Annotated in this window: 27 protein-coding genes; 12 read left to right on the top strand and 15 right to left on the bottom strand. The window is 47.0% G+C overall.

Annotated elements, in window-relative coordinates; all coding sequences use genetic code 11:
* Positions 1-14: 14 nt before the first annotated feature.
* On the bottom strand, positions 15-1,106 hold the full coding sequence (locus tag ACNA7P_RS04305; RefSeq protein WP_416257385.1) for an AI-2E family transporter: 1,092 nt from the start codon (positions 1,104-1,106) through the stop codon (positions 15-17).
* Between the two features lie 271 nt (positions 1,107-1,377).
* Between ACNA7P_RS04305 and ACNA7P_RS04300 the strand changes: the two genes are divergently transcribed.
* From ACNA7P_RS04300 to ACNA7P_RS04290, 3 genes are read left to right on the top strand one after another with little or no spacing between them, the layout of a single operon-like run.
* Positions 1,378-2,865: a M48 family metalloprotease gene (locus tag ACNA7P_RS04300; protein WP_416257384.1), complete on the top strand. Its 1,488-nt coding sequence runs from the start codon at positions 1,378-1,380 to the stop codon at positions 2,863-2,865.
* A gap of 49 nt (positions 2,866-2,914) precedes the next feature.
* Positions 2,915-3,271: an arsenate reductase (glutaredoxin) gene (gene arsC, locus ACNA7P_RS04295; protein ID WP_416257383.1), complete on the top strand. Its 357-nt coding sequence runs from the start codon at positions 2,915-2,917 to the stop codon at positions 3,269-3,271.
* Positions 3,268-3,693, top strand: coding sequence for a DUF2069 domain-containing protein (locus tag ACNA7P_RS04290; protein WP_416257382.1), 426 nt, complete (start codon positions 3,268-3,270; stop codon positions 3,691-3,693). The genes arsC and ACNA7P_RS04290 overlap by 4 nt, the downstream gene beginning before the upstream one ends.
* A 22-nt stretch (positions 3,694-3,715) precedes the next feature.
* On the opposite strand, the gene hda is transcribed toward ACNA7P_RS04290, so the two are convergent.
* Together hda and ACNA7P_RS04280 are read right to left on the bottom strand one after the other, a co-directional pair.
* The gene (gene hda / locus ACNA7P_RS04285) at positions 3,716-4,441 is read right to left on the bottom strand and encodes a DnaA regulatory inactivator Hda (protein WP_416257381.1); all 726 of its coding nucleotides are present in this window, start codon (positions 4,439-4,441) and stop codon (positions 3,716-3,718) included.
* Positions 4,429-5,496: a DUF2066 domain-containing protein gene (locus tag ACNA7P_RS04280; protein ID WP_416257380.1), complete on the bottom strand. Its 1,068-nt coding sequence runs from the start codon at positions 5,494-5,496 to the stop codon at positions 4,429-4,431. Before ACNA7P_RS04280 ends, hda begins: the two co-directional genes overlap by 13 nt.
* 164 nt (positions 5,497-5,660) lie before the next feature.
* Between ACNA7P_RS04280 and ACNA7P_RS04275 the strand changes: the two genes are divergently transcribed.
* Positions 5,661-6,956 carry an MFS transporter gene (locus ACNA7P_RS04275; protein WP_416257379.1) on the top strand — a complete coding sequence of 432 codons (1,296 nt, stop codon included), beginning with the start codon at positions 5,661-5,663 and terminating at the stop codon, positions 6,954-6,956.
* A gap of 104 nt (positions 6,957-7,060) precedes the next feature.
* Here the strand turns inward: ACNA7P_RS04275 and pgm are convergent, their stop codons facing one another.
* Positions 7,061-8,695 (bottom strand): phosphoglucomutase (alpha-D-glucose-1,6-bisphosphate-dependent), encoded by a 1,635-nt coding sequence (gene pgm, locus ACNA7P_RS04270; RefSeq protein ID WP_416257378.1) that lies wholly within the window; start codon positions 8,693-8,695, stop codon positions 7,061-7,063.
* Positions 8,692-9,255, bottom strand: a complete 564-nt coding sequence (seqA, locus tag ACNA7P_RS04265; protein ID WP_416257377.1) for a replication initiation negative regulator SeqA — start codon at positions 9,253-9,255, stop codon at positions 8,692-8,694. Before seqA ends, pgm begins: the two co-directional genes overlap by 4 nt.
* A gap of 140 nt (positions 9,256-9,395) precedes the next feature.
* Here seqA and ACNA7P_RS04260 point away from each other — a divergent pair, with 140 nt between their 5' ends.
* The 6 genes from ACNA7P_RS04260 to ACNA7P_RS04235 all read left to right on the top strand — a co-directional run bounded on the left by ACNA7P_RS04260 (position 9,396) and on the right by ACNA7P_RS04235 (position 12,976).
* Positions 9,396-10,193, top strand: a complete 798-nt coding sequence (locus ACNA7P_RS04260; RefSeq protein WP_416257376.1) for an alpha/beta fold hydrolase — start codon at positions 9,396-9,398, stop codon at positions 10,191-10,193.
* A gap of 119 nt (positions 10,194-10,312) precedes the next feature.
* On the top strand, positions 10,313-10,531 hold the full coding sequence (locus tag ACNA7P_RS04255; RefSeq protein ID WP_416257375.1) for a DUF2788 domain-containing protein: 219 nt from the start codon (positions 10,313-10,315) through the stop codon (positions 10,529-10,531).
* 67 nt (positions 10,532-10,598) lie between these two features.
* A complete protein-coding gene (gene ybfE, locus ACNA7P_RS04250; protein ID WP_416257374.1) occupies positions 10,599-10,877 on the top strand; it encodes a LexA regulated protein in 279 nt (92 codons plus the stop codon).
* A 23-nt stretch (positions 10,878-10,900) separates the two neighbouring features.
* Entirely contained in the window at positions 10,901-11,425 is a 525-nt protein-coding gene (gene fldA, locus ACNA7P_RS04245) for a flavodoxin FldA (protein WP_416257373.1), read from the top strand.
* Between the two features lie 52 nt (positions 11,426-11,477).
* Positions 11,478-11,942 (top strand): ferric iron uptake transcriptional regulator, encoded by a 465-nt coding sequence (gene fur, locus ACNA7P_RS04240; protein WP_416257372.1) that lies wholly within the window; start codon positions 11,478-11,480, stop codon positions 11,940-11,942.
* Entirely contained in the window at positions 11,942-12,976 is a 1,035-nt protein-coding gene (locus tag ACNA7P_RS04235; protein ID WP_416257371.1) for a saccharopine dehydrogenase family protein, read from the top strand. Before fur ends, ACNA7P_RS04235 begins: the two co-directional genes overlap by 1 nt.
* A 75-nt stretch (positions 12,977-13,051) precedes the next feature.
* Here ACNA7P_RS04235 and glnS read toward each other — a convergent pair whose 3' ends face one another.
* The 5 genes from glnS to ACNA7P_RS04210 form a co-directional block, all read right to left on the bottom strand.
* Positions 13,052-14,722: a glutamine--tRNA ligase gene (gene glnS / locus ACNA7P_RS04230; RefSeq protein WP_416257370.1), complete on the bottom strand. Its 1,671-nt coding sequence runs from the start codon at positions 14,720-14,722 to the stop codon at positions 13,052-13,054.
* A 118-nt stretch (positions 14,723-14,840) separates the two neighbouring features.
* Complete coding sequence (locus ACNA7P_RS04225; RefSeq protein WP_416257369.1) at positions 14,841-15,767, bottom strand: biotin-dependent carboxyltransferase family protein; 927 nt, start codon at positions 15,765-15,767, stop codon at positions 14,841-14,843.
* Positions 15,764-16,525, bottom strand: coding sequence for a 5-oxoprolinase subunit B family protein (locus ACNA7P_RS04220; RefSeq protein ID WP_416257368.1), 762 nt, complete (start codon positions 16,523-16,525; stop codon positions 15,764-15,766). The genes ACNA7P_RS04225 and ACNA7P_RS04220 overlap by 4 nt, the downstream gene beginning before the upstream one ends.
* A 24-nt stretch (positions 16,526-16,549) precedes the next feature.
* The gene (locus tag ACNA7P_RS04215) at positions 16,550-17,311 is read right to left on the bottom strand and encodes a 5-oxoprolinase subunit PxpA (RefSeq protein ID WP_416257367.1); all 762 of its coding nucleotides are present in this window, start codon (positions 17,309-17,311) and stop codon (positions 16,550-16,552) included.
* Entirely contained in the window at positions 17,304-17,705 is a 402-nt protein-coding gene (locus ACNA7P_RS04210; RefSeq protein WP_416257366.1) for a hypothetical protein, read from the bottom strand. The genes ACNA7P_RS04215 and ACNA7P_RS04210 overlap by 8 nt, the downstream gene beginning before the upstream one ends.
* A gap of 259 nt (positions 17,706-17,964) precedes the next feature.
* On the opposite strand from ACNA7P_RS04210, the gene ACNA7P_RS04205 reads away from it, so the two are divergent.
* Both ACNA7P_RS04205 and ACNA7P_RS04200 read left to right on the top strand, forming a co-directional pair.
* Positions 17,965-19,905 (top strand): PhoX family protein, encoded by a 1,941-nt coding sequence (locus ACNA7P_RS04205; protein WP_416257365.1) that lies wholly within the window; start codon positions 17,965-17,967, stop codon positions 19,903-19,905.
* 187 nt (positions 19,906-20,092) lie between these two features.
* Entirely contained in the window at positions 20,093-20,791 is a 699-nt protein-coding gene (locus ACNA7P_RS04200) for an OmpW/AlkL family protein (RefSeq protein WP_416257364.1), read from the top strand.
* A 96-nt stretch (positions 20,792-20,887) separates the two neighbouring features.
* Here ACNA7P_RS04200 and ACNA7P_RS04195 read toward each other — a convergent pair whose 3' ends face one another.
* The 5 genes from ACNA7P_RS04195 to ACNA7P_RS04175 form a co-directional block, all read right to left on the bottom strand.
* Entirely contained in the window at positions 20,888-21,832 is a 945-nt protein-coding gene (locus tag ACNA7P_RS04195) for an alpha/beta fold hydrolase (protein WP_416257363.1), read from the bottom strand.
* Positions 21,833-21,903: 71 nt separating this feature from the next.
* Positions 21,904-22,809: a PhzF family phenazine biosynthesis protein gene (locus tag ACNA7P_RS04190; protein ID WP_416257362.1), complete on the bottom strand. Its 906-nt coding sequence runs from the start codon at positions 22,807-22,809 to the stop codon at positions 21,904-21,906.
* 41 nt (positions 22,810-22,850) lie between these two features.
* Entirely contained in the window at positions 22,851-23,603 is a 753-nt protein-coding gene (locus ACNA7P_RS04185; RefSeq protein WP_416257361.1) for an SDR family oxidoreductase, read from the bottom strand.
* An 81-nt stretch (positions 23,604-23,684) separates the two neighbouring features.
* A complete protein-coding gene (locus ACNA7P_RS04180; protein WP_416257360.1) occupies positions 23,685-24,377 on the bottom strand; it encodes a histidine phosphatase family protein in 693 nt (230 codons plus the stop codon).
* Positions 24,377-25,450 (bottom strand): phosphotransferase family protein, encoded by a 1,074-nt coding sequence (locus ACNA7P_RS04175; RefSeq protein ID WP_416257359.1) that lies wholly within the window; start codon positions 25,448-25,450, stop codon positions 24,377-24,379. The genes ACNA7P_RS04180 and ACNA7P_RS04175 overlap by 1 nt, the downstream gene beginning before the upstream one ends.
* Positions 25,451-25,458 lie beyond the last annotated feature (8 nt).

Genomic DNA, 25,458 nt, shown 5'->3' with positions numbered 1-25,458 from the left:
ATACTAACGAGCGCTTATTCAGCGCTCGTTTTCGTATCTTCGCTTGGCATCTCTTCTTGAAAATCTTGGTTTGATAATGCAGTAATTACCGCCTTCACTAAACTGGCTAATGGTATCGCAAAAAATACTCCCCAGAATCCCCAAATAGCCCCAAAAATCAACACCGCTGCAATGATATATACCGGGTTCAAATTCACCGCTTCGGAGAATAGAATCGGCACCAGCACATTGCCATCGAGCGCTTGAATAACAAGATACGCGAAAATCAGCCAAAGCAGCGTGGTGCCCATACCAAACTGGAACAAGCCTACGAGTGCAATAGGAATGGTAACCACAGCTGCACCAATATAGGGAACCAACACGGATAGCCCTACCAGAGTAGCTAGCAGAGCTGCATAACGAAGCTCAAAAAAGCTAAAAGTAGCGAACGATACAACCGCTACAATAACAATCTCAACAGATTTACCACGAATATAATTCATGATTTGTAGGTTCATTTCTGAACCTACCTGGCTTATCAATCGGCGTTGCTCAGGTAAGATGCGATTCAAGTGGTCCATAAGAATCGCTTTGTCTTTCAGCATAAAGAACACTAACAACGGCACAATAATCATATACACCAAAAACACGGCGAGCAGCACAATAGTATTTAAAGAACGCTCAAGTAAATTCTCCCCGAATTGTAAAAGCCGATCATTTACCTTATCGGTAAACATTTGAATTTGGGAGCCATCAATAAAGGCCGGTGCTATTTCTTCGGCACTCTCCATAAGATCGCGCCAAGCTTGAGCAATGAGGGGTAACTCTGAGAGTAAGTTTACACTTTGCTGCCAAATTACCGGTACTAAGAAGAATACCAGTAGCAACACTAAACTAATAAAAAGCAGGAACACGATAAGAACAGCATAAATCCGCGGTACTATTCTTTCAATTCGCGCTACAGGCCACTCCAATAGGTAAGCAAGTGCCACAGCAACTAAAATGGGTGCTAGTATTTTGCCAGCAAAAACAATCAGGCCAAACCCAATGATCAACAATAACGCTAGCGTTACAGCATTTGGATCTGCAAAGCGGCGCTGAAACCAACTGCGAAGATAGCTCAACATAACTCGGTTTTTCTCCCATTTAAGATAAGCCGCATACTAACAGCACCGCCCTCTGATTAGAACAGCTGAATTAAGCTGTATTCTAATTGTATTAAAGCAAAGTAGCATTGTACAAATAGTTGGCTAACCAATAGTTTACACTACTTTTAAAGGCCCATGCCATGGGAACCAAAACGAAAACGTAAGCTCTAATGCAATGTTCAAAGGTAATGTACAATTATCACTTTATTCGATAGGCTTTGTAATCGAAGCCACGGAGTTGTTGAAGTTCATGGGAAAAACCACGCGTTTTGTTACTGCTCTTGCTTGTTCAGCCGCACTTACGTTTACGGTTGCAGGCAGTAGTTTATCCACCGCAAATGCCCAAAGCAGAACAGATGTACCTACTATTGGTACCGCTGGTGGTGCCTTTATGTCGCTCGAACGCGAACGCTTATTTGGCGATCACTATATGCGCGAAGTTCGCCGCGTTGCACCAATTGTGGAAGACCCCGTACTTAAAGAATACCTGAATACCGTAGGCAACCGGTTAGTTCGCCATGCAGATAATGTGCAATATCCGTTTAATTTCTTCTGGGTAAATGATTCCAGCATTAACGCCTTCGCCTTTCTTGGCGGCAATGTGGGTATGCACACCGGGTTAATTCTCGAAGCCGAGGATGAATCGGAAATGGCGGCAGTACTAGCTCATGAAATTGCCCACGTAACCCAACGTCATATTGCGCGCAATATGGAACGCCTACAGGCCGCAGCACCTATTACCTTGGCACAAATGCTCGGTGGTATTTTGTTAACTGTAATCAACCCACAACTCGGCATGGCTGTGCTTTCAACAGGGGTAGCCGGTGCCCAGCAACGGGCTATAAATTATACTCGGCAATTCGAACAGGAAGCCGATCGAGTAGGCATGGCCACGTTAGCGCGAGCAGGCTACGATCCTGAAGGCGCGCCAAGATTTTTTACCAAGCTACAAGCTAGGTATCGCTATGCAACTCAAGTGCCCCAGTTCTTAATTACTCACCCACTGCCTGAATCACGTATCTCGGATACACGTTCACGTGCCCAAGCACTTGGCCCACTACAACTAGAACCAAGCTTAGATTTTGAGCTAGCTAAAGCGCGTATTCGGGTGCGCTATGGCACTCGCAATGCTAGAGATCTGCTGGTAAGTTTTAATAACGAGATGCGCGATGGCCAACATCCAACGAAGCGTTTAGCTTCCCGCTACGCCAAAGCTCTTGCATTATTCGAGCTCGAGCAATTTGATGAAGCCAAAGAAATTATCGCTGAGCTCATTGCCGTTGAGCCGTTTAACTTGTTCTTCTTAGATACCAAAACCGATATCATGCTCGGCCAAAAGCGCGAAGCGGAAGCGGTAGAGTGGCTCACCCGAGAATACATGCGCCGGCCCAACAACCAAGTGGTTACCTTAAACTTAGTGTATGCAGCAATTGCAGCAAACGAAACACAGTTAGCGCGCCGTATTATTAATGATTATGTAATCCATAACAAAAACGATGTAGTAGCGTATCAACTAATGATCGATTTACATCAGAAAACTGGAAATGGGCCCGCCCTTCATGAGGCACAAGCAGAGCTGCACGCGCTACGCGGTAGCTTTCAGCTTGGCGTAGATGAGCTCCATTCAGCGTTCGTAAAAACCAATGAAAGCGATGAAAGTAACCGCCAGCGTATTCAAGCACGTATCTTTCAACTGCGCGCATTAGAAGCCGAGCGCAATCGAGTTTTTGACATTTAAATAAAACCTTGTAGAGTGCGCGGCAAGTTTAGGATTTCGGAGAAAATAGATGTCTGAGTTTACCATTTATCACAACCCGCGCTGCTCGAAGAGCCGGCAAACTTTGGCGCTGCTAGAAGAACATGGCGTACAAGTAAACATTGTTGAGTATTTAAAAACTCCTCCTTCGGCCACTACTCTACTTGCATTAAGCAAAGCTTTAGCAATCCCTTTAGCCGATATGCTGCGTACTAAAGAAGATGAATATAAAGCGTTGGGGCTAAAAACCTTCTCGGGTAGCAAGCGGGAATTAGCCGAAATTGTTGCGCAACACCCGAAAGTGTTGGAACGGCCAATTGTACTCAACGAAGATCGCCAACACGCCCGTATTGGGCGGCCGCCAGAATCTGTATTGGAGTTACTGTGAACACTGATTTTCTACAATCTGCGAGTTTTTACCGCAAACTAACGCTTATTTGCTACCCAAGTTTATTAGTGTTCGTAGCCCTGTGGCATACTGTGCTGGCCACCAACGAGTTTTTAAGCGTGTATATTAGCCTGGCCATTTGGGTTGTACCGTTGTTACTGCCATTGAAAGGAATTCTGCAGGGCAACCCTTACACCCATGCTTGGGCCAATTTCATTCTAATATTTTATTTCATTCATAGTTTAACCGCTCTCTATACTCACCCTGATGAGCGTATTTTCGCCGCAATTGAGTTAATTCTTACTACGGGAGCATTCATCGGCGCTACCTATTATGCGCGCTATCGCGGCCGAGAGTTAGGGTTGGGTATTAAAAAGAAAAAAGATGAAGCGGTTGTTACAAACGCCGGCAAAATGGAGTAATAACCACTCCACTGGCGAGCGCTTATACCTGTAGTATTTGTTTTATAAACGGTAGGGTTAAGCGCCGCTGTTGGGCCATTGAGGCTTCATCAAGTTTTTCAAGCACGGCCATCAACTGATGCATATCGCGGCTTAAGCGCTGCATCATATAATCACCCACCTCAACAGATAGCTCTAAACCACGTTCTTGCGCATGTTGCTGCAACGCTTTAACTTTGCCTGCATCATTCAACTCTTGTAATTGAAAAGTAACGGCTAACTGCAAGCGTGAGCGCAAATCAGCCAATGCTATCGGCAGCCGCTGTTGGCTTTTTGCCGCAGCACCCACAAGGTACCCTGCGCGCTTATCTAACAAACGATTAATCAATATAAATAAAGCTTCTGCCCATTCCGGAATTGCCACTACGGCTTCTAGGTCGTCTAGAGCAATAAGATCATACTGTTCAATACCATTTAGAACGCTGGCTGCTGAGGGTGTTGTCAGTTCAGCTAACGGTAAGTAAATACTTGATTTACCCGCATTAGCAAAACTTTCACATAACGCGCACAACAGGTGTGTTTTTCCTCTACCCGCTCCACCGAACAGCAAGGTAAACTGCTCTTGTGGCTGCCATTCGGCCTGCGCTAAGCGCTGCAAATGGGCATACGCGGGCTGATTTTCGCCCACCACAAAGTTGCTGAACAATGCATGATCAGGTAATTGCACTGGCAAGGCCAACTGCTGTTCTCGAGCCATTACCGCAACCATCGATACTCCAACACAACCTCGTTGCTTTCATGATCTCTGCGCATCGGTAAAGCTTCAATGCGCCGTTCAAAAGCTAGCGCTTGCACCAATAATTCCGAACTGCCTCTTACCTGCACTACAAACTCAAGCATACCTTGCTGATAACGCGATAGGTGAACTTGATCTACTTGCCCCTGCTGCTGCAGCAGTTGCTCTGCGGCCAATAACTGCGCTATATCTGCAAAACCGCTAAAACGCACCCGCACAATTTCCTGTTCACCATCGGAACTGCCAATGAACACTTTCGCTACCCGATCGGTTACTTGGTTCACTAACGCCCGCGCAAGTTCAGCCTCGCTATGCGCATTCACGGTTGCATTAAACTCACGCTCCCCCACTACCACAATGGCTTCTAATTGCAGTAATTCAGCGCCATCTTCACCCGTAATCGGAAACATTCGTGCGCTTACTACGCCTGCAACTGGATAGCGATCGGTAGCCCGCTTTACTTCGCGCTGAAAGCGGCCCCACACATCGCGAGGGCCAACTGCTAATTGATCTTCTAAATCCATTAATGGCATCAGTATGGGCATGCCTCGGCGTTGTGATTCGCTATGTAGCGCATCTAAAAATTCACGATCTTCAGAGCGGCTAACTAATCGAATTCCTCTGCTCGGAGAGTTTTCTGCTAGCCACAGCAACAATTGCGGACGTTCTCCGGTCCACATTGGGTATCCCGCCCGCTGCAGAAGCTGACGAATACGCTGCTCAGCGAAAATGGCCTGCAAATAGGTACTATCGCCCTCGCGGCGGTAGCCAAACTGCAGTAGATAATCGTTCACTGAACTCAGTTCGTTGCGCACAATCGAGTGGCTGGTTACTTCAGTAGTACCCGATACGCGCACTAATACCTCTTGGAAAAGGTTTGGCAGCTCACGTTGGCGCTGCGCCCTGCTCTGATCGTTAACTTCTACTTCGGCTTGTAGCAGCTGCGCAAAGCTATCATTTGCTAACGCATTACCGAAGCTACCGAGCCAAAAGATTAGAGCGCTGCTAATTAGAAATACAAACCGCACAGAAATCGCCTTCCTTTAATAGTAAGTATGGATAATAAACATCCCGCGGCACCACGGCAAGTAACAACCTGTGGATAAGCCTGGGGGAATTCTGGCGAAAACTCTTTTTCGCTGATAAAGTATGGCCACACGTTAGTTAACCAAAATAATGGAACCAATTTAGCATGCTCAGACAACAAATACGCGCCGTTAGTTCGTTACTCTCCACGATGACACTTATCGGCCTTTGTGTGGGCATGACCAGTACCCTACTTAGTTTACGCGGCACCATGGAAGGTTTCACCACTGTTACCATTGGTTTAATTATGTCTGCCTATTTTATAGGCTACCTTTTTGGCGCCACGCGAGCGCCCAAAGATATTCGCCGAGTTGGCTATATTCGTGCCTTCGGTGGCTTAGCCGCATTAGCTTCGGTGGCGGTATTGGTGCAAGCCATCTGGATCGATCCAATCGTATGGCTAATCATGCGCTTTATCAGCGGCTTCGCCATTTCCGCATTATTCGTAATTGCCGAAAGCTGGTTAAACACTATGGCAGATAACCGCAATCGGGGCGCGATGTTATCAGTATATTTAGTGTTAATTTACGGTGGTTTGGTGGTAGGGCAATTGATTCTCGGGTTTGCTGATCCGGCAACGTTTGTACCCTTCGCCATTATTGCCCTGTTAATCAACGTATCACTGATTCCGATTCTGGCTACCATTACCGTAGAACCCACCACTCATGAAGCCAAAAAAGTGCCGCTAAAGTTGTTACTTGAGCAGGCACCTTTGGGTATCGTTACGGCATTCATCATGCAAGCATGTAGCGCGATGTTTTATGGTGTAGGCCCAGTGTACGCCACTGCCATAGGCCTTTCCGTAACGCAAGTAACCATATTCATGGCGGCATTTTTGTTTGGCGGCATGGTATTGCAAACCCCAGTGGGCCTACTTTCAGACAGGTTCGACCGCCGCGTAGTGCTGGCGTTCTGCGCGTTAACCTCGGCCGTATTGGCCTTAATACTGGCGCAAATTCCAGGTACCCAGCCGGTACTTATTTATGCCGTAATGATTGCCTTAGGTGGTTCGTTACTGCCGCTGTATTCTTTGGCCATGGCGCACACCAACGATTATCTCACTAAAGATCAAATGATTGGTGCTACCGGTGCGATTGTTAAAGTGGGTGGTATTGGCGCTATTGTGGGAGCCCCGTTGGCGGCAGTATTAATGCAGTTTGGCTCGATGAACTTGTTCTTCGTGCTAATGGCTGTTTTCACCGGCACGGTTTCAATCTATGCCTTCTACCGCATAACTCAGCGGGCGAAAGCCAGCGATCAAATGCATTCACCATTAATGGGCATTGCCCCAGCACAACCTTCTGAAGAGCTCTTAGCGAGCTTAGTTGAAGAGGCTAACGAAGATTTTGATGAGCCAGATGGTAATATCCCTGTGAAACCTGGTTCTGGCAGTGTTGTTTAAACCATTGCAGCGGACATGTTCGGCACTATATTAGGGCATGGAAATGCATGAGGTAATGCATTACCCAGCCCTTTTAAAGCCTTTTATCAGTTATTTCGGGTAGCTTACGCTAGCCACTTACCCAGCAGTTGTTGCGCTTCTGCTTGAATAGCTGCTAAATGCTCAGCATCACGCAAACTCTCGGCATAAATCTTGTACACAGGTTCAGTGCCTGATGGCCGCACCGCAAACCAACCATTGGCTGTGGTTACTTTAATACCACCGAAGCCAGCATCATTACCCGGCGCTCGATTTAACACCGCAGTAACCTGCTCTCCTGCCAAGCTTTCTAACATTGGCGGATTCTCGGCCAAAGCAGCAAAGGCAGCCATTTCAGCCGCGGTTGCTTGGCAATCGATACGCGCATAACTTGAGTTACCATACTGCGCTTCTAGCTCGCGATAATATTCACTCGGTGTTTTGCCGGTAACAGCCTGGATTTCCATTGCTAACAAGCACATGATAATGCCGTCTTTGTCTGTGCTCCAAGGCTTGCCAGCTTTATCTAGGAAACTTGCACCGGCACTCTCTTCACCAGCAAAGGCTAATTCACCAGCAGCTAACCCTTCAGCAAACCACTTGAAACCAACCGGCACTTCCATTAATTGGAAATCCACGCCAGCAACAACGCGATCTATCATTGCGCTTGAAACCAAGGTTTTGCCAATTGTTCTACTAGTTGGCCAATCACGGTGGCGAGCAAGGTAATCAATAGCAACCGCAAGAAAGTGATTCGGGTTCATTAAGCCATCAGGAGTAACGATGCCATGGCGATCATAATCCGGATCATTCCCCACCGCCAAAGCGTAATCACTTTTCTGCGCCAACAAACCAGCCATTGCATCTGCCGAAGAGCAATCCATGCGAATCACGCCATCTTTATCTAGGGTCATGAAACGGAATGTAGGATCTGCGTTAGCATTAATAATATCCAGTGGCAGCTTGTAGTGATCACGAATAGCTTGCCAATAAGCAATGCCAGAGCCGCCCATTGCATCTACACATACTGGTAATTGCGCCTTAGCTATCGCTTGCATATCAACTACACTATCAAGCGCTTGTACGTAGGCACTAATCCAATCCACTTTCTGCAAGCGTTTCGATTTTTTTACTTGCGCCCAGGAAATCACTTCTACACCAATTAATTCTGTACTGAGAATGGCGTTCGCATATTTCTCAATAGTTTTAGTAACTTCACCATCTGCAGGGCCACCGTGAGGTGGATTGTATTTAAACCCGCCATCTTGTGGTGGATTGTGCGAAGGAGTAATTACCACACCATCGGCAAGGCCAGAATTGCGGCCTGCGTTGTAACGCACAATTGCATTACTAATCACGGGCGTTGGCGTGTACCCAAAATCCGCTTGAATGTGTACTTCTAACCCATTCGCGATAAACACTTCCAGCGCGGTAATAAATGCAGCTTCTGAGAGTGCATGGGTATCTTTGCCAATAAACAGCGGGCCCGTAATCCCTTGCTCTTCACGATACGCTACGATTGCTTGGCTAATGGCCAAAATGTGCGCCTCGTTAAATGAATGCTTCAAGGCCGAGCCACGGTGCCCGGAAGTACCAAAACTTACCTGTTGTGATGCGGAGCCCGGATTCGGTTCATTTACATAATAGGCGGCCATGAGCGCCGGAATATTACATAAATCACTTACTTCTGCCGGCATACCGGCCCGTGGGTGTTTGCTCATGCTAGAAAATCCCTTATTTTTTCAGCTTCAGACGCCGTATAGCCAAGCTCTATCGCCACTTCGGTAAGAATTGATTTCTTCTTCGTTGTATTATTGTTCGTTACTACCCAAAACTCCGTATCGGGAATTTGCTTCGGGTTAGTACTATTGCCAGCGGCTAATAGCTGGGCTTCGCTCGCAGCAAAATATAACCGATTGCGGCCGCGAATATCGAGCACCCGAGGAAATTGCTGAGCATGGCAGCGATGTAACATTGCCAAAATAAACAGAAACCGGCCAACAGCCCCCTTTTGGTTAGCTAAATCCGCTTGCGAAAGCACATCAAAAAGATTTCGGCTGCTAGAATGCGCAGATACCGGAGGTTGCTTTTGTGGGCTTGCTGATGGCAAACCTTGGTGTTCACTAGCGGCAGCGCTATCATTCTTTGCTCCGCCATCGGCAGCCAAGCCAGAACTAGGCCCAAGCAAACGGCGTAAAATGCTCGAAGCGCTCTCACCTATGTGCCGTGTATGGGATGCAATATAGGCGTATAGTTCATCATCGATATCAATTTTTTTCATAGGGCGGGTTCTAATTCTCATTGTTCAAAACACCGAAGAATTATACCCGACAAACAGAAGGTTTGCACCGCAAAGCACAAACAGAGAAAATACCAAGCACAGCACAAACTCACTCTCTAACATAACGAGGAATTCTATTTATGTCGAAGGCCGTGGCGTTAAATTTTGAGGAACTCGGCGTAGCCGCCGATGAGGCCGACACTGTAGTGCTAATTCATGGTCTCTTTGGTGACCTCGATAACTTGAAAAGCATAAGCCGAGCGTTGCAAGAACATTATCATGTGGTGAATGTTGATTTGCGTAATCACGGTAACTCCCCCTGGACCGATACGATGCGCTTTGTGGAGATGGCTGCAGATTTAGAAGCGCTCCTCGATAAACTCAAGATCAACAAAGCTCATATTCTTGGCCATTCACTCGGTGGTAAAGTAGCAATGGAATTTGCGCTTGAGCATCCAGATCGCGTGCATTCACTCATTATCGCAGATATTGCTCCGGTAGCTTACGATGCTCGCCACAATACCATTCTCGATGCTCTGGAAGCTGTTGATGTTGATTCGGTGAATAGCCGGCAAGACGCTGACAAGGCATTAGAGAATGCCATAGAAACGAAAGGCGTACGGCAGTTTCTACTGAAGAATTTACGGAAAACAGACAACGGTTGGGAATGGCGATTAAATCTTGCTGGCTTGCGTAAATGTTATGCGGATTTAATTGGCGCCCCAGCCCAAGAAGGTAAATTCTCCGGCCCGGTATTATTTATCCGCGGTGGTAATTCAGATTATATTCAAGAGCAGCATCGCGAAGCCATTACGCGCAGATTTCCGCGAGCAGAATCGAAAACCATTGCTGAAGCTGGCCATTGGCTGCATGCAGAAAAACCAGCGGTATTTAATGGTTTAGTGGAGCGTTTTCTAGAAAGCCATTTCGCTGTCTAATACTCGCAAGAAATAAGGCTATATGCTATGCTGCAGGCCAATTTAACGAGCATTGAACTGCGTAGAATAGCGCCGTTAACTGAGCGAAACATGTCGATGGCAAGTAATTAGGAAGAATGATGTTTGCTGATAACCTTGAACAAATTGAATCACTGATGATGAATATTGCCATCGCCGGCTTATTTTTATTGATCGGCTTAGCGATTCAAGATGTATTGAAGAAAGGTGATGTGCCAAAGTTTGGCCGTATTGCTGTGTGGCTTGTTTTGTTTTTAGGAATGGCTGGGTTTCTAGCGAAAGGTGTTATTCAATTCGTGCTCGAAGCGCAGTTGCAATAATTCGTAATGTATATGGCCTTCCGCATTAGCAAAGGAACGCAAAACCAATTGGTGTAGCGGCATAACCATGGCAAAAGAAGCAAACGATAAAATTACCCCCGATTTATTTCAAAGTGAGCGGCGGCCCGGCCGGCCAAGAAGTAATCCACTCACCCGGGAAGAACAAGTACGTTTAAACAAACGTAGGCAGTTACGCCGTGATCGCGAGAAAGGTTTGCGGCGGGTAGAATTGAAATTAGAACAGCACGTGTACACAGAACTCAGCGAACAAGCTGCGGAAAAAGGTATTAGCCGTAGTGCTCTAATTGAGCAATTGCTGAAGCAAACCCTGAACACTGAATCATAAACATAGATTGGAATGAAGTAACTATGGCAACAGTAGGACTTTTCTTTGGCAGCGATACCGGCAATACCGAAGCCGTTGCTCATATGATTGAAAAAGAGCTAGGTAAGCAAATGATTGCTGTGCAAGATATTGCGAAATCTAGTAAAGAAGAGATTGCCGAATTTGATTTACTGATCTTCGGCATTCCAACATGGTATTACGGTGAAGCCCAATGTGATTGGGATGATTTTTTCCCGGAACTTGAAGAAATTGATTTTGCAGGCAAAGTTGTTGCTATTTTCGGTTGTGGCGACCAAGAAGATTATGCGGAATATTTTCTTGATGCCATGGGTATGATTCGCGATATCGTTGAAGCTCGCGGCGCGATTGTGATTGGCCACTGGCCAACTGAAAGTTACCATTTTGAAGAATCCAAAGGCATGGCGGATGCCAACCATTTTGTTGGCTTAGGCATTGATGAAGATCGCCAGCCTGAGCTAACGAAAGAGCGTGTTCAACAATGGTGTGCTCAGCTGCGTGAAGAGATGGGCCTTGATCAACTAGCTTAAGCAGAGAAAATGTGGCTATAATCGGCGAACACACTATCAACGAGGGTCTAAAATGAGTAATTCCGATATTCAACTGAAGAAAGCTGGATTAAAGGTAACCTCACCGCGAATTAAGATTCTCGAAATTATGAAGAACCCTGCTCATCAGCATATTAGCGCCGAGGATGTATACAAAATTCTCCTTGAACAAGGCAATGAAGTGGGATTAGCAACAGTATATCGGGTACTAAATCAATTTGATGATGCCGGTATTGTTACCCGCCATCACTTTGAAGGTGGCCGTTCTGTTTTTGAACTTAGCGCTAAAGCACACCACGATCATTTAGTATGCCTCACCTGTGGCCGCGTGATTGAGTTTGAAGATGATACCATCGAGCGCCGCCAATTAGCGGTTGCCAAAGAGCACGGTATTCAACTCACGAACCATAGCCTTTATTTGTACGGCGAGTGTAAAAACGCAGCAACTTGCGAACACAATACAGAAGACGCCGACCATCACCGAATCGAGTTATCCTAATGAACTATATGATTTATGGCGCCACCGGCTATACAGGTGAATTGATCGCTAAAGAAGCGATTGCACAAAACCAAACACCTATCCTTGCTGGCCGTAATCCTGAGAAAGTAGCTGCACTTGCTAATGAACTTGGCTTAACAAGCAAAAGCTTTGCCCTTGAAAGCGTATCGCAAGTAGCTGCAGAGCTTGCAGATGTTGATTTAGTAATTCACTGCGCAGGCCCATTTGAACTCACCGCCGAAGTAATGATGAAAGCCTGCATTGCCAGCAAAACGCACTATCTGGATATCACCGGCGAGCTCGATATTTTTGAACTAGCCGCAAGTTTTCACGAACAAGCTCAAGCTGCCGGCGTAGTGCTCTGCCCTGGCGTGGGTTTCGATGTAATTCCTACGGATTGTGTTGCGGCGCAATTGAAAGCGAAACTACCCGATGCTACCCACCTGAAGTTGGGCTTTGATTCACGTTCACGCATGAGCCGCGGTACCGCAAAAACAAGTGCTCGGCGCATTGGCGAAGGTGGCTCGGTGCGCAAAAACGGTAAGATCGTAACCGTACCGCTAGCTTACAAAGCTGAGAAAATTGATTTCGGTGGTGGCGAGAAATTAGCCATGACCATTCCTTGGGGGGATGTTTCTACCGCATATCACAGTACCGGCATTGGCAATATTGAAGTATATATTCCAGCGAGCCCCAAGCTGGTAAGCCGCATGCGCAAAATGAATTGGCTGCGTTGGTTATTCCGCATGGAATTTATGAAAAACTGGTTAATGAAGAAGATCGACGCACAGCCAGCTGGCCCGAAAGATGAAGAACGAGCCAAATATTACACTTGGGTGTGGGGCGAAGCACGCAACGCCAATGGCGATGTGGAAACACTGCGCAAGCAAGTATTAAACGGCTACACACTTACTGCTAAAGGCGCTATCACCATGGCTACCCATGTATTGAGTAACCCTCAAGGTGGAGGCTTCACAACGCCATCTAAGCTGTATGGAGCCGATTTAGTAGAGCAGTTCTTATATACTGAATAACGTGTGTTATCTTAAAGATGAATACGAAAAGCCCAGCGAAACGCTGGGCTTTTCGTTCACTAACATCAGTGATTATTACTCGCCACTTATCTTAGCCCAGCTATCACGCAAACCAACGGTACGATTAAATACCAGTTTTTCAGCGCTTGCATTTTGATTATCTAAGCAAAAATAGCCCATACGTTCAAACTGGAAGCCTTGCTCAGGTTTCGCTTGTGCCAGTGAAGGCTCAACATAACCTTGCATTACCACTAGCGATTCAGGGTTTAATGCTTCATCTAATGTTTCTGCTGCACTTGGGTTTGCAATACTAAACAACCGATCGTACAAGCGGATTTCTGCGGGTATCGCATGTGCTGCAGAAACCCAATGAATTACGCCCTTCACTTTCCGGCCATCAGCAGGATCAACACCAAGGGTTTGCGGATCATAGCTACAGAAGATAGTAGTAATTTCGCCATTCGCATCTTTTTCAACGCGCTCAGCTTTTACCACATACGCATTGCGCAAGCGCACTTCTTTACCAAGCACTAAACGCTTAAACTTCTTATTCGCCTCTTCACGGAAATCTTCACGCTCAATATAAAGTTCACCGCTAAATGGCACTTCTCGAGTACCCATAGCTTCATTGTTCGGATGGTTCGGGGAGAGTAATACCTCACTCTGCCCTGCTGGGTAGTTCTCGATTACCAATTTCACCGGATCTAGAACTGCCATCGAACGCGGCGCATGTTCATTTAATTCATCACGAATGCAGGATTCTAAGATCCCCATTTCCACCATATTATCCATTTTGGTAACGCCAATTCGATGCGCAAACTCACGAATTGAACCCGGTGTGTAACCACGGCGGCGTAAACCGGCAATGGTGGGCATACGTGGATCGTTCCAACCACTCACATGGCCTTCTGTTACCAGCAAGTTCAGCTTACGCTTACTCATTACCGTGTATTCAAGATTTAACCGCGAAAACTCGATCTGTTGTGGATGGCATGGAATGCTAATGTTATCTAACACCCAATCGTACAAGCGGCGATTATCTTGGAATTCTAAAGTACACAACGAATGTGTGATGCCTTCCAGAGCATCGGAAATACAGTGAGTGAAATCATACATCGGATACACACACCACTGATCACCGGTTTGGTGATGATGCACATGGCGAATCCGATAAATAATTGGATCCCGCATACACATAAATGATGAGCTCATATCAATTTTAGCGCGCAGCGAACAATGCCCTTCCGGATACTCTCCAGCGGTCATTTTGGCAAATTCGGCCAAGTTTTCTGCTACCGAAGTATCGCGGTACGGGCTGTTTTTACCTGGCTCTTTCAAAGTGCCACGTAATTCCCGAATTACCTCTTGCGGCGAGAAATCAACGTACGCTAAGCCTTTTTCAATAAGCTCAACAGCAAAGCCATGCAGCGCAGCAAAGTAATCAGAAGAATAGCGTTCTTTGCCTTCCCACTCGTAACCTAACCAGCGCACATCTGCCTTAATTGCGCTTACATACTCCATGCTCTCTTTCAACGGGTTAGTATCATCAAAGCGCAAGTTACAGGTGCCCTGGTAATCATCAGCAATACCAAAATTCAATACAATCGATTTTGCATGACCAATATGCAGATAACCGTTCGGCTCAGGAGGAAAACGTGTATGCACTTGCTTGTGCTTTCCAGACGTTAAATCCTGATCGATGATCTTACGAATAAAGTTGCTCGGGCGTGAGGCGCTTTCGGCCATTCAAGTATTCTCCAAAATCTATATAGTTGCGATACGTTCGCTAGCAAACAGCGCAGTAATTCTGAACAGCAATCCTGTTCTTAAAAATGGCGCTTATGATCGCAATAATACGCTCAGCTTACAAGCCGAAAAAGCGAAGATATCTGCGCATTTGTTGCTGCCCTTCTGCGAGGCTAAGCGGTTGAAAGCGTATTTTCGCCCCAGGCATACATTGAGCCAGTACAAAACCATCTAACGGTAGGATATTGCCTAGCTTGGGATAGCCACCCAGAGTTTGCCGATCTTCCAACATAATAATCGGTTGCCCGTCTGGTGGTACCTGCACCGCTCCATAGCTAACCCCTTCAGAAAGAATGGTATCTTGCGGGGTTTCCAGCGCTGGCCCAAATAACCGTGCGCCCATGCGGTTACTATGTGTACTGAGTGAAAACTCGCTGCCCCAAAATTTCTGCCAGGCCGCTTTGCTAAACAAGTGCTGTTGATACCCCGGAATTAAGTGTAAGGTTATATTTTGGCTGATTTGCGGTAAATACTGCTGCGGAATTTGCCGGCTAATTTCCTCTTCTGCTAAATGCTTACAGGGTAACTCATCGCCAACCTTTAAAGGTTCACCATTGCCATGAATGCCGCCCAGGTGATCGCGCTGCACTGTAGCTCTGCTGCCGAGTATCGGTTTTGATTGCAAACCACCACTTACCGCTAAATAAGCACGAAAACCATAACGTGGAGTAGCAAATTTTAATCGATCACCTTGGCGTACCCAAAAGCTCTGCCACGGCACTTGTGGTTCACCATTAACGGTAAGGTTTAAATCACCTCCGGTAACCGCAACCATGGTTTGCGTTCGTGATTCGAGTTCTACCCCACCAGCGGTGATTTCCAGCACTGCAGCATCGGCTGGATTATTCAACAAGCGATTCGCCCAGTATGCCGATTTTGCATCAAGCGGCCCGCCCCGAGTAACGCCTAGATGCTGATAACCAAGGCGCCCGGTGTCTTGTACTAGTGCGAGGATGCCACTTTTCACCACTCGAAATCCGATCACGATTGGCCTCCTTGCGCTTGCAACAGTTGCTTATATTCGGCCTCACTAATGGCGTTAAAACGAATTCGATCACCCACTTGTACAGGTGTCATTGGTTTAGAATTAGGGTTAAACCACTGAAAGGGGCTTAATCCCAAAATATTCCAACCGCCGGGAGATGCTTGCGGATAAACCGCTGTTTGTTGCTCAGCAATCCCTACACTGCCGGCTGGCACATGTTGCCGCGGCTTAGCTAAACGCGGCATTTCCAAACACTCGGCTACTCGGCCTAAATAAGCAAAGCCCGGCGCAAAACCAAGTGCATATACTTGATAATCAATCCCACTATGCTCGGCAATAACCTTTTCTTGGCTTAAACCTGTGTGCTTACAAATAGCGGCCATATCATTTACAGGTGCAGTATTATGCCCCTCAGGAAAATACCATACCGGTACTTCCACAAGCTTTCCTGGTGCTTCGGTATCAACAGACCACACACTACATAGCCAAGGCGTATCATTTACTACTACTTCCAACAGTTGCTGTAAATCATACGTGCGCACTAACCGTGGTTCGTAATACACCAACAAACTGGCATACGAAGGCACTACTTCCTGCACTACATCACCATGCTCGCGCAAAATTGTTTGCCGGATATTGGCGAGAAAACCCGGCATACATGGATCAAGTTGCTGATCAAACTGTAGCAATAAAGCATCTACCCCAGCAATTGCAAAGGTTACTTCTGGCCGTGTGGTAAATTGCCCGGTTGAACTCATGTTTACCTCAATGTAAATAAAACGCTATTTCGCAAATGCAGCATGGCTGCGAATTGCTTGCACCGCTGCTAATGCTTCATGGGTGTCGCCATGCACGCATAAGGTATCAATATGCAGCGCTAATCGTTGCCCGTTAATGGTAGTTATCTCGCTCTGCTCGGCAAATTGTAATGCCTGCTTCAACATTGCCTCTGGCTCGTGAATTACGGCACCGGGCTGAGTGCGGGCTACTAAGGTACCATCATTGTTGTAGGCACGATCGGCAAAGCCTTCAAACCATAGCTCTACGCCATACTCACTAGCCATTTTTTGCCAATGGCTAGCATCTACCTTAGCCAGCATCACTAGCGGCAGTGGTTTACTCGCACCGCTGCTTGCCTGCTTAACTGCGCGCACTACTGCGGCAAACAAAGCATCGTTCTTCAGCATATCGTGATACAACGCACCATGCGGCTTTACATAGGCAACTGCAGTGCCTGCAGCGCTACAGAATGCCGCTAATGCACCAATCTGGTACATCACTAAGGCTTCTACTTCAGCTGGCTGTAGCGCCATCGAGCGGCGGCCAAACCCAACTAAATCCGGGTACGCTGGATGTGCACCAATTTGCACGCCGTGCTTAACCGCAGCAGATACTGTGTTTTGCATAATGAGTGGGTCGCCCGCATGAAAACCGCAGGCGATATTGGCACAATCGATATACGGCATGATCAGGCTATCTTCACCCATGCGCCAAGCGCCGAAGCCTTCGCCTAAATCACTATTGAGTAAAATACGCTTACTCACTATCTTCCTCACTGTCTTTTTGAAATTTCTCTGCAAAGCGAAGTTGCATCAAAAAGAATGAATAAATACCAATTCCTAAGGCTGCAACCCACATGGTGGGCCACCCCAAATACCACAAACGGTGCTCAAAATAGATGGCAATGGTACCTACCGCACCAAAAGTAGTAAGGGCAGTAGCTGCATAGGTACCCCACACCGCAAATTTCTGCACTTGATGAAACCGCAATAATCCTGCGGCTGTGCCTAAAATAATGCCCCATGCAATCGGGTTAAACACTTGGTACCAGTTTAGCCCTGTACTGGCGATAAAACGTAACAAACTTTGTGGATCTGAGAGTAAAAAAAGCAACCCAACTGGGGCAGTAACCAAAGCAATAACGCGTTGTATGTTCATAAATTATCCATTCATTGTTGTGCTACTCATGATAATGCCAGATGCGCAAAAATATACAAACCAGACCATAGTAGCAGAAACCCCAAAAGCTATAGTAATGGGCTGCACTGCACGAAGTACTGCGAGTAAACCGTTAACAGGCATACACCCTTATGATTGTCATAAAAATGTAACCGCTATGTGCTGTAGTGTATCTATCTTTATACACTCTCAATGTTGGCTGACGTTTAATATGAAGCCCCGAGAAAGGGAACCAATCATGCCTATAAAATTCGATATTAATGATGCAGATCCGCAAACAAACTTCTCTGCAAACCGCAACTTTGCTGATGTGATCAATGTGAACATCAGCCGCCGCCGGTTTCTTCAAGGCGGTGCAGCTATAGCGGCAACAGCTTTCGTGGCCGGATGTACCAGTGCTACAGGCACATTGCGCCAGCAACCTGCAATGGCGTTTAAACCGGTTCCTGTCGCCTTTGGCGATAGCGTTATTGTGCCGGAAGAATACTTGGCCAGTGCATTTTTACCATGGGGTACCCCACTCACCGCAAATGCGCCAAGTTACGCAGGTGATGGAAGTAACACCGGTAGCGACCAAGAACAACAAATTGGTTCACATCATGATGGTATGCATTTTTTCCCAATTGATACCCACACCACTGGTACTAACTCAAGCGAAGGCTTGTTAGTAATGAACCATGAATATGTGGATCCAGCATTTTTACATGCCAATGCGCCACAAGCAGCGCCGCGGCAACTAGCGGAAGTGCACAAAGAAATTGCCGCGCATGGTATTTCAGTAGCGCACATCAAGGAAATTAATGGAGAGTGGCAATTACTCCAGCAAAGTGCGCTTAATCGCCGTATTACTGGCAGCACCCCAATGCAGTTAGTAGGCCCTGCTGCGGGACATCGTAAAATGCAAACCAAATACAGCCCAAACGGAACCCATACCCGAGGCACCCTAAATAACTGTGCGCATGGTTTTACCCCATGGGGTACATACCTAACCTGCGAAGAGAACTGGGCACGCTGTTTTGTGAACAAAGAAACGCATACCCGTGAGCAATCGCGTTATGGTGTTAGCAAAGAAAATGGCCGCTACTACTGGGAAACCGCAACGCCAAGTGCCGACGAGTATGCACGTTTTGATATTACCCCACAGGGTGAATCTGCGCTCGATGATTACCGCAACGAAGCCAACACCTTTGGTTGGATTGTCGAAATCGATCCGTTCAACCCAGAAAGCATGCCAAAAAAGCACACGGCATTGGGGCGTTTTGCGCACGAAGGCATCGTTTTTGCGCCAGCTGAAGAAGGCAAACCCTTGGTTGCCTACTCAGGTGATGATGCGCGCTTTGAATACATTTATAAGTTTGTATCTGCACAGCCATATTACCGCGCCACCGCCGGCTCACATTTACTGGAGCATGGTACACTTTATGTAGCGCGTTTTAACGATGATGGTAGTGGTGAATGGTTACCACTTGATATCAACGCACCAGAGTTTACAGCGCGTGTTGTGGCGGCTGGAGAATACTTCAGCGATCAAGGTGATGTACTTCTCAACACACGTTTAGCAGCCGATATTATGGGCGCTACGAAAATGGATCGTCCCGAATGGGGGGCGGTACATCCGCTTACCCATGAGGTGTATTTTACCCTTACTAACAATACGCGCCGCACCAGTGCTCAAGTGGATGCGGCGAACCCACGAGCAGAAAACTACGCTGGCCACATTATTCGTTGGCGCGAGCTTAGCAATGGTTTCCAATGGGATATTTTCTTGCTCGGCGGTGCTCCCGGCACATATACCCGCGATACCGCTATCGAACTGGATGCCAGCAACCACCATGCCTGTCCAGATGGTTTATGGTTTGATGCAGCCGGATTACTGTGGATTCAAACCGATATGAGTGGTGCAATTCAGGGCGGAGAAACCTACGGTAATAATGCAATGCTCGTAGCCAACCCCGATACCCGAGTAGTAAAACGCTTTCTAACTGGGCCCGTTGATTGTGAAATTACCGGTGTGGTTACTACGCCCGATCGCAAAACCATGTTCGTTAACGTTCAACATCCTGGAGAAGGCTCCACACCAAATGCAGCCACTAGCCATTGGCCCGATGGTGGGAGCGCTCGCCCGCGTTCGAGTACGGTGGTGATCCGCCATCGCGATAGCAAGGTGATCGGCAGCTAATATCGTTTTGCAGCACACTAAGTATCCGTAAACGCAGTAACGCCTCGAGCATTAACCAGCAAAGTTTGCGCTAGCGCAAACTTTGCTGCTATTCCACATTTTGTGCATGGTTATCTTTGATCTGGCACAATATGTGCGCGCCAATTCATTTCATAATAGCCCCAGTTCCCAACACTGGAGAGTAACTATGAAAACCAAATTATCTGTTCTTGCGATTACCCTGTCTTCTTTTCTTGCCGCGCCAGCGCTAGCTGATTTTTCGGTAAACGTTGGTGCCATCAGCGTAATGCCAGATGAAAGTAGCAGTAACCTAAACGTTATCGAAACAGTAGCAGGCTTACCTGCGGGCTCAACGGGCGTAAGTGTGAGCAATAATACCCAGCTCGGCCTAACCTTTGATTACCGGTTTAACGAAAATTTCGGATTACAGTTAATAGCCGCTACGCCATTTAGCCATGATCTGAAAGTGAAAGGCTCGCCAATTAATGGTTTAAATATTGGTAAAACGAAGCATTTACCGCCAACATTACTGGCTCAATACCACTTTACTCAACATGCTACTTTTCAGCCATTTGTTGGTATCGGCCTGAATTACACTACATTCTTTGATGAAAAAATCAGTGGTGATTTAGAAGGCGCCTTAATCGCTTTAGATGTTACTACGAGTAGCGATAACGTGAGCCTTAGTTTAAGTGAATCCTGGGGCTTAGCAATGCAAGCGGGCTTCAACTACCAAATAAACGAAAAGCTTGGCTTACACTTTATGGTGAGCAAAATGGCTATCGATACCACAGGCAAGGTAAAAGTGAACGGGGCTAGCGTACAGAGCGTGAATGTGGATATCGATCCGCTAGTTGCAATGCTCGGTGTGCGCTGGAAAATTTAACCCAGGCAAGCGCTTCTTGGATATAGTGTACTAACACGAAAAAGGCAGACATCTACGTGTCTGCCTTTTTGTTGGCCATAGGCACTGCGCTTCGCACTACTCCAAGGTTAAATCTTGAATAAAGGCCAAAATGTAGCCATTTACTAGCTCTGGTTGCTCCAAATGTGGCGTATGTCCTGCTCCCTCTGCGGTAACCATGTGCACCACTAATGCATCATTCTGTACACCCTCTGCATGGCTGTAAGGCACCACATTATCATGGGTGCCCCACACCAACATTGTAGGCACTCCATACTCCCGTGTTTGCCGATAGTATTCACGGTGGTCTTGCGCACTAAACGCATAAAACGATGAGGTGAGTGCTTGAGTAAAGCCACGAATTTCCTTCTGCGCAGAATAGGCTGTTTGCAGTGCTTGGGCATCTTCCGCGGTTAAATAAGGCGCCGCAAAACTTTGTTGGATGCTGGGCACATAAAATGCGCCAAGCATGATATGGCCAATTCGCTCCGGCATGGGTGGCGGCTGCAACGGTTGGTGCAGCGGTGCAATAAGAACCGTACCAAGCACGCGATGTGAATGATTGGCGGCAAATCGCATCACAATAGGCCCACCCATTGAAAGCCCAGCTAACACTACCGGTCCTTCAATGTTTAAACCATCGAGTAATTCTAATAATTGCCGTTCAAATACTTCACCGGTGTATTGGGTGCGCGGGCGATCTGAATACCCTCGGCCAAATAAATCGTAACGCAATACGCGGTAACCTGCATTTTGCAATCTGCGATGAGTTGTACCCCAAATTTCCATCGGAATGCTGAAGCCATGCACTAACACCACAGTAGGCGCTGTATCAGGGCCGGTTAACTGGTAGTGCGTATAACCATCCGTTAGCTCAATAAACGCACCTGGCGCATTCGCACGTACCTCATCATTTAATCGGAGGTGTTCATTCACATTAATTTTGTAGCTAAAAAATACATAAGCGAATATCAGCAGCAACAGCAACACTAAGCCGAAGCCGAACCATTTCAACACCTTCATTTTGCTACCCTTATGCGAACTATTGCTGGAGAAAATTAAAGAAAGTTAGCGCTACCACTCTGAAGAGTGGCTTAATCAATACTAATCATACCTTGCATGTAATCCGCAGCGTTACCGCTAAGAATCACCCGATCTTTACTCTGAACGCGCTCGTTCACAGTTTCCGAACTGAGTTCTGGGCTTAGTTCTGGGCTTAGTTCTGGGCTTAGTTCTGGGCTTAGTTCTGCCACCGGCGCTTCGCGCACCATTTTACAATGCACTACGCCACCACGCTTAGATAACTGCGCACCTAGTAATTCTTCTTTACCAAGCTTTTGCGCCCAAAATGGCGCTAATTCACAATGCGCTGAGCCTGTTACTGGATCTTCATTCACCCGCAATTTAGGGAAAAAGCAACGGCTTACGAAATCATGCGCTTTACCAGGAGCAGTAACCACAACACCACGGCCATCCAGTTCACTTAATACCGCAAAATCAGGGGCTAACCTACGTAATTCATTCTCGCTAGCCAGCTCCACAATATAATCATAAGAAGCAAATACTTTTACCGTAGCCAACTGAGCATCGGTTAATTGTAGGCCTGCTAACAGCGATTTCGGCGGGATAGCAATCACCCTAGGTAACGAGGCCGGAAAATCCATTGCAATACCCTGCTCCGTTAAGGCTACGCGCAACTCGCCACTACGGGTGCGAAAGATAATTTCTGGCTCGCCATAACGTAAATGGTGGAATAGCACGTGAGCGGCAGCGAGAGTAGCGTGGCCGCACAAATCTACTTCCGCTTCTGGGGTAAACCAACGCAAATGAAAGCGGCTGCCATCGGGCACAAAAAATGCCGTTTCCGATAAATTATTTTCTTCTGCAATAGCTTGCAGCAGCTCATCTTCTGGCCAACCGCCAAGAGGGCAAACAGCTGCAGGATTTCCACCAAACACGCGATCGGTAAATGCATCAACTTGATAGATTTTAATATCCATAACACCCTCTTATTCTGCATCAACCTGCTTGTCAGGTACTACTAGCCCATTTTCATTACAATTCGTAATGGCAGGCGCTTGATTAGAAATGCAATCACATTCCATGGCCAACCTGGTACATAAGCAGATGCTTGCTCTTTTTCAATGGCCTGCACCATGCTACGCACGCCTGGCACGGTATCGCACATAAATGGCGTATTCTTTACTTTCTCATTAATTTCCGAGCGAATAAAGCCCGGCATAATGCAACTTACCTTAATGGGGCTCTTACTGCGCAGCAAATCTGCTCGAATTCCTTCGCTAAGATTTACCAATGCGGCTTTGCTCGAAGCATATGCTGTTAACGCCCGCGGCATACCACGCAACGCACTTACCGAGGATATGGTTACCAAATGGCCATCGTTCTGCGCGCGGAATATTTCCAACGCCGCCTCACACTGGGCCAACGCAGCAATGTAATTCGTTTCTGCCGTAAGCTTATTATATTTGAACAGGCCTGTACCTAGCGAACCGCCCTTACCCATTCCCGCATTTACAATTACGCGATCTAAACCACCCAGCTCTTCTTTAAATTCATTGAACACACGAAACACAGCATCGTGATCATTCACATCCAAGGCCTGCAAAATTACTGTTACCTGTGGGTATTTCTCAGCAATTTCCGCTTGCAGCGCCTCTAAGCGTTCAGTACGGCGAGCACACAGGGCTAAATCATGGCCTTTGGCTGCAAATTGCCGCGCCATTTCTTCACCCAAACCAGAGCTTGCTCCAGTAATTAAAATACGTTTACGCATCATTATTCCTTTTTACTAGTAATCGATTCCGCCTCACTACTCCTCTGCTAATGTTGCACAGGATACAAGCAGGCTCACTATCTAACGATAGCTCAGTAAATGTTTATAGCGCCCCGTTACGTGGGCATGCTCATTCAAGCTAATCAGTTGCCGTGGTTGCTCAGGCTGCCAGCGAAAACGGCTGATACCTGAATTCACCAAATGCTGGTTTATCGACATCATTTGTTCAGCCGGCATCCCCAAACTACCCATAGTTGATATCGCAATCGGGCCGCCAGATGTAATCACCAAAATGCGTTTATGCTCGGCAAGCGAATGCAGCTTCTGCCAAGCTTCTTCTACACGAGCCACAAATGCTGGCCAAGGCTCTACGTAATCGGCATCACATGCACCTGATTGCCAGCGCTGTACCGCCCGCATAAATAATGCCAATACCTCTTGCTCACTCACCTCTGGCTTACCATCAGCGGCGAATAACTCACGCAACTGCGGCTCTTCATGGGCAAGCGCATGCATTACTGCACGATGGTCAAACTCATTCCAATGCGGTTGTTCCTGCAGCGTGAGCGGCTTTTGATAGCCATTTAGAAATGCGGCGGCACTCTGTTCATGGCGACGCAAACTACCGCGTAATAGCACATCAAATTGTTCCTCTTGTGCGCGCAACAAAGAACCCAAGTGCTCGAGCTGCTGAACTCCTAAAGGTGAAAGTTGATCATAATCAGCAGCCCCAAACGAAGCTTGCCCATGGCGCACTAGCGTAACAATAGCCATTACGCACTTGCTCGCATTAATTTGCGGCAACGGCGGTGTAAGTAATGCACCACAAACCAAAAGTTTTTGAACGCTGGGTTGCGCGTTTGTTTATGGTAGTAGCGATAATAAATTTGCTGCGCAATCACCGATAAACGGAACAAGCCAAACACTTGGTAGAAGCGCATATCTACATCATCAAAACCCATTTTCTCGCAATAATACGCAATTACTTCATCCCGCGTTAGCATTCCTTTTAGATGCGTAGGCTGTCGCCGAGTTGCTTTCGCCACCCGATCATCATCAGCCTGCACCCAGTATGCGAGCATATTGCCTAGCTCTACGAGCGGATCACCAATGGTAGCAAGTTCCCAATCCAGCACCGCCAATATTTCTGTGGGGTTATCTGGGTTCAACACCAAGTTATCGAAGCGAAAATCATTGTGGGTAATGCAGAGCATTTCCCGCGCAGGCTTATTCGCCTCTAACCATTGCATAATCTTCTTACCGGATGGCACATTCCAAGTTTTTGCACGTCGATAGCGGTCGCACCAGCCTTTTACCTGCCGATCAATATAGCCTTCACCCTTGCCAATGGTATCTAAACCGGCCATGCGGTAATCAACCTTATGCAGAGCAATCAGTTGATCGAGCATGTTGGTACAGAGCTCACGCACCTGTTGCTCGGAAAGCTCAACGCCTCGGGGCATATTTTTCCGGGGAATAATGCCAGGCACCCGTTCCATTACATAAAAATCACTACCAATCAGTGATTCATCGGCACAATAGCCAACCATCTTTGGAACTACCGGGTAATACTTCTTCAACATCAGCTGAATATCGTGTTCACGCTGCATATTGTGTGCCGATTTTGCCTTCGTTCCCGCCGGAGGACGACGCAATATTAGGTCTGCAGTGTTGTATTCAAGCCGGTAGGTCCAATTTGATGCACCACCCGGGAATTGCGTTAAGGTTGGCGTATCATTTAATTCAGGTAGTTTATTCTGCAACCATTGGGTTACCGTAGCCACATCAAATTGCTCTTGTTCGCGAACGGCAACACCTTGGTCTATTACTTGATTTGTAGTGCTCATCACGATTC

Origin of the sequence: Aliidiomarina sp. (assembly GCF_047920995.1) — a bacterium.
Classification (GTDB): Bacteria; Pseudomonadota; Gammaproteobacteria; order Enterobacterales; family Alteromonadaceae; genus Aliidiomarina.
Note: the sequence above shows the minus strand (reverse complement) of the source record. Positions and strands in the feature narration are given on the sequence as shown.

Coding starts and splice junctions, on each gene's coding strand:
- ACNA7P_RS04260 (WP_416257376.1), top strand. CDS start 9,396: ATGTCGAAGGCCGTGGCGTTAAATTTTGAGGAACTCGGCGTAGCCGCC.
- ACNA7P_RS04205 (WP_416257365.1), top strand. CDS start 17,965: ATGCCTATAAAATTCGATATTAATGATGCAGATCCGCAAACAAACTTC.
- arsC (WP_416257383.1), top strand. CDS start 2,915: ATGTCTGAGTTTACCATTTATCACAACCCGCGCTGCTCGAAGAGCCGG.
- ACNA7P_RS04175 (WP_416257359.1), bottom strand. CDS start 25,450: ATGAGCACTACAAATCAAGTAATAGACCAAGGTGTTGCCGTTCGCGAA.
- ACNA7P_RS04220 (WP_416257368.1), bottom strand. CDS start 16,525: ATGAGTTCAACCGGGCAATTTACCACACGGCCAGAAGTAACCTTTGCA.
- ACNA7P_RS04190 (WP_416257362.1), bottom strand. CDS start 22,809: ATGGATATTAAAATCTATCAAGTTGATGCATTTACCGATCGCGTGTTT.
- pgm (WP_416257378.1), bottom strand. CDS start 8,695: ATGAGCAAACACCCACGGGCCGGTATGCCGGCAGAAGTAAGTGATTTA.
- ACNA7P_RS04300 (WP_416257384.1), top strand. CDS start 1,378: ATGGGAAAAACCACGCGTTTTGTTACTGCTCTTGCTTGTTCAGCCGCA.
- ACNA7P_RS04210 (WP_416257366.1), bottom strand. CDS start 17,705: ATGAACATACAACGCGTTATTGCTTTGGTTACTGCCCCAGTTGGGTTG.
- ACNA7P_RS04235 (WP_416257371.1), top strand. CDS start 11,942: ATGAACTATATGATTTATGGCGCCACCGGCTATACAGGTGAATTGATC.
- fur (WP_416257372.1), top strand. CDS start 11,478: ATGAGTAATTCCGATATTCAACTGAAGAAAGCTGGATTAAAGGTAACC.
- ybfE (WP_416257374.1), top strand. CDS start 10,599: ATGGCAAAAGAAGCAAACGATAAAATTACCCCCGATTTATTTCAAAGT.
- ACNA7P_RS04195 (WP_416257363.1), bottom strand. CDS start 21,832: ATGAAGGTGTTGAAATGGTTCGGCTTCGGCTTAGTGTTGCTGTTGCTG.
- ACNA7P_RS04180 (WP_416257360.1), bottom strand. CDS start 24,377: ATGGCTATTGTTACGCTAGTGCGCCATGGGCAAGCTTCGTTTGGGGCT.
- ACNA7P_RS04275 (WP_416257379.1), top strand. CDS start 5,661: ATGCTCAGACAACAAATACGCGCCGTTAGTTCGTTACTCTCCACGATG.
- ACNA7P_RS04200 (WP_416257364.1), top strand. CDS start 20,093: ATGAAAACCAAATTATCTGTTCTTGCGATTACCCTGTCTTCTTTTCTT.
- glnS (WP_416257370.1), bottom strand. CDS start 14,722: ATGGCCGAAAGCGCCTCACGCCCGAGCAACTTTATTCGTAAGATCATC.
- hda (WP_416257381.1), bottom strand. CDS start 4,441: ATGGTTGCGGTAATGGCTCGAGAACAGCAGTTGGCCTTGCCAGTGCAA.
- ACNA7P_RS04185 (WP_416257361.1), bottom strand. CDS start 23,603: ATGCGTAAACGTATTTTAATTACTGGAGCAAGCTCTGGTTTGGGTGAA.
- ACNA7P_RS04305 (WP_416257385.1), bottom strand. CDS start 1,106: ATGTTGAGCTATCTTCGCAGTTGGTTTCAGCGCCGCTTTGCAGATCCA.
- fldA (WP_416257373.1), top strand. CDS start 10,901: ATGGCAACAGTAGGACTTTTCTTTGGCAGCGATACCGGCAATACCGAA.
- ACNA7P_RS04255 (WP_416257375.1), top strand. CDS start 10,313: ATGTTTGCTGATAACCTTGAACAAATTGAATCACTGATGATGAATATT.
- seqA (WP_416257377.1), bottom strand. CDS start 9,255: ATGAAAAAAATTGATATCGATGATGAACTATACGCCTATATTGCATCC.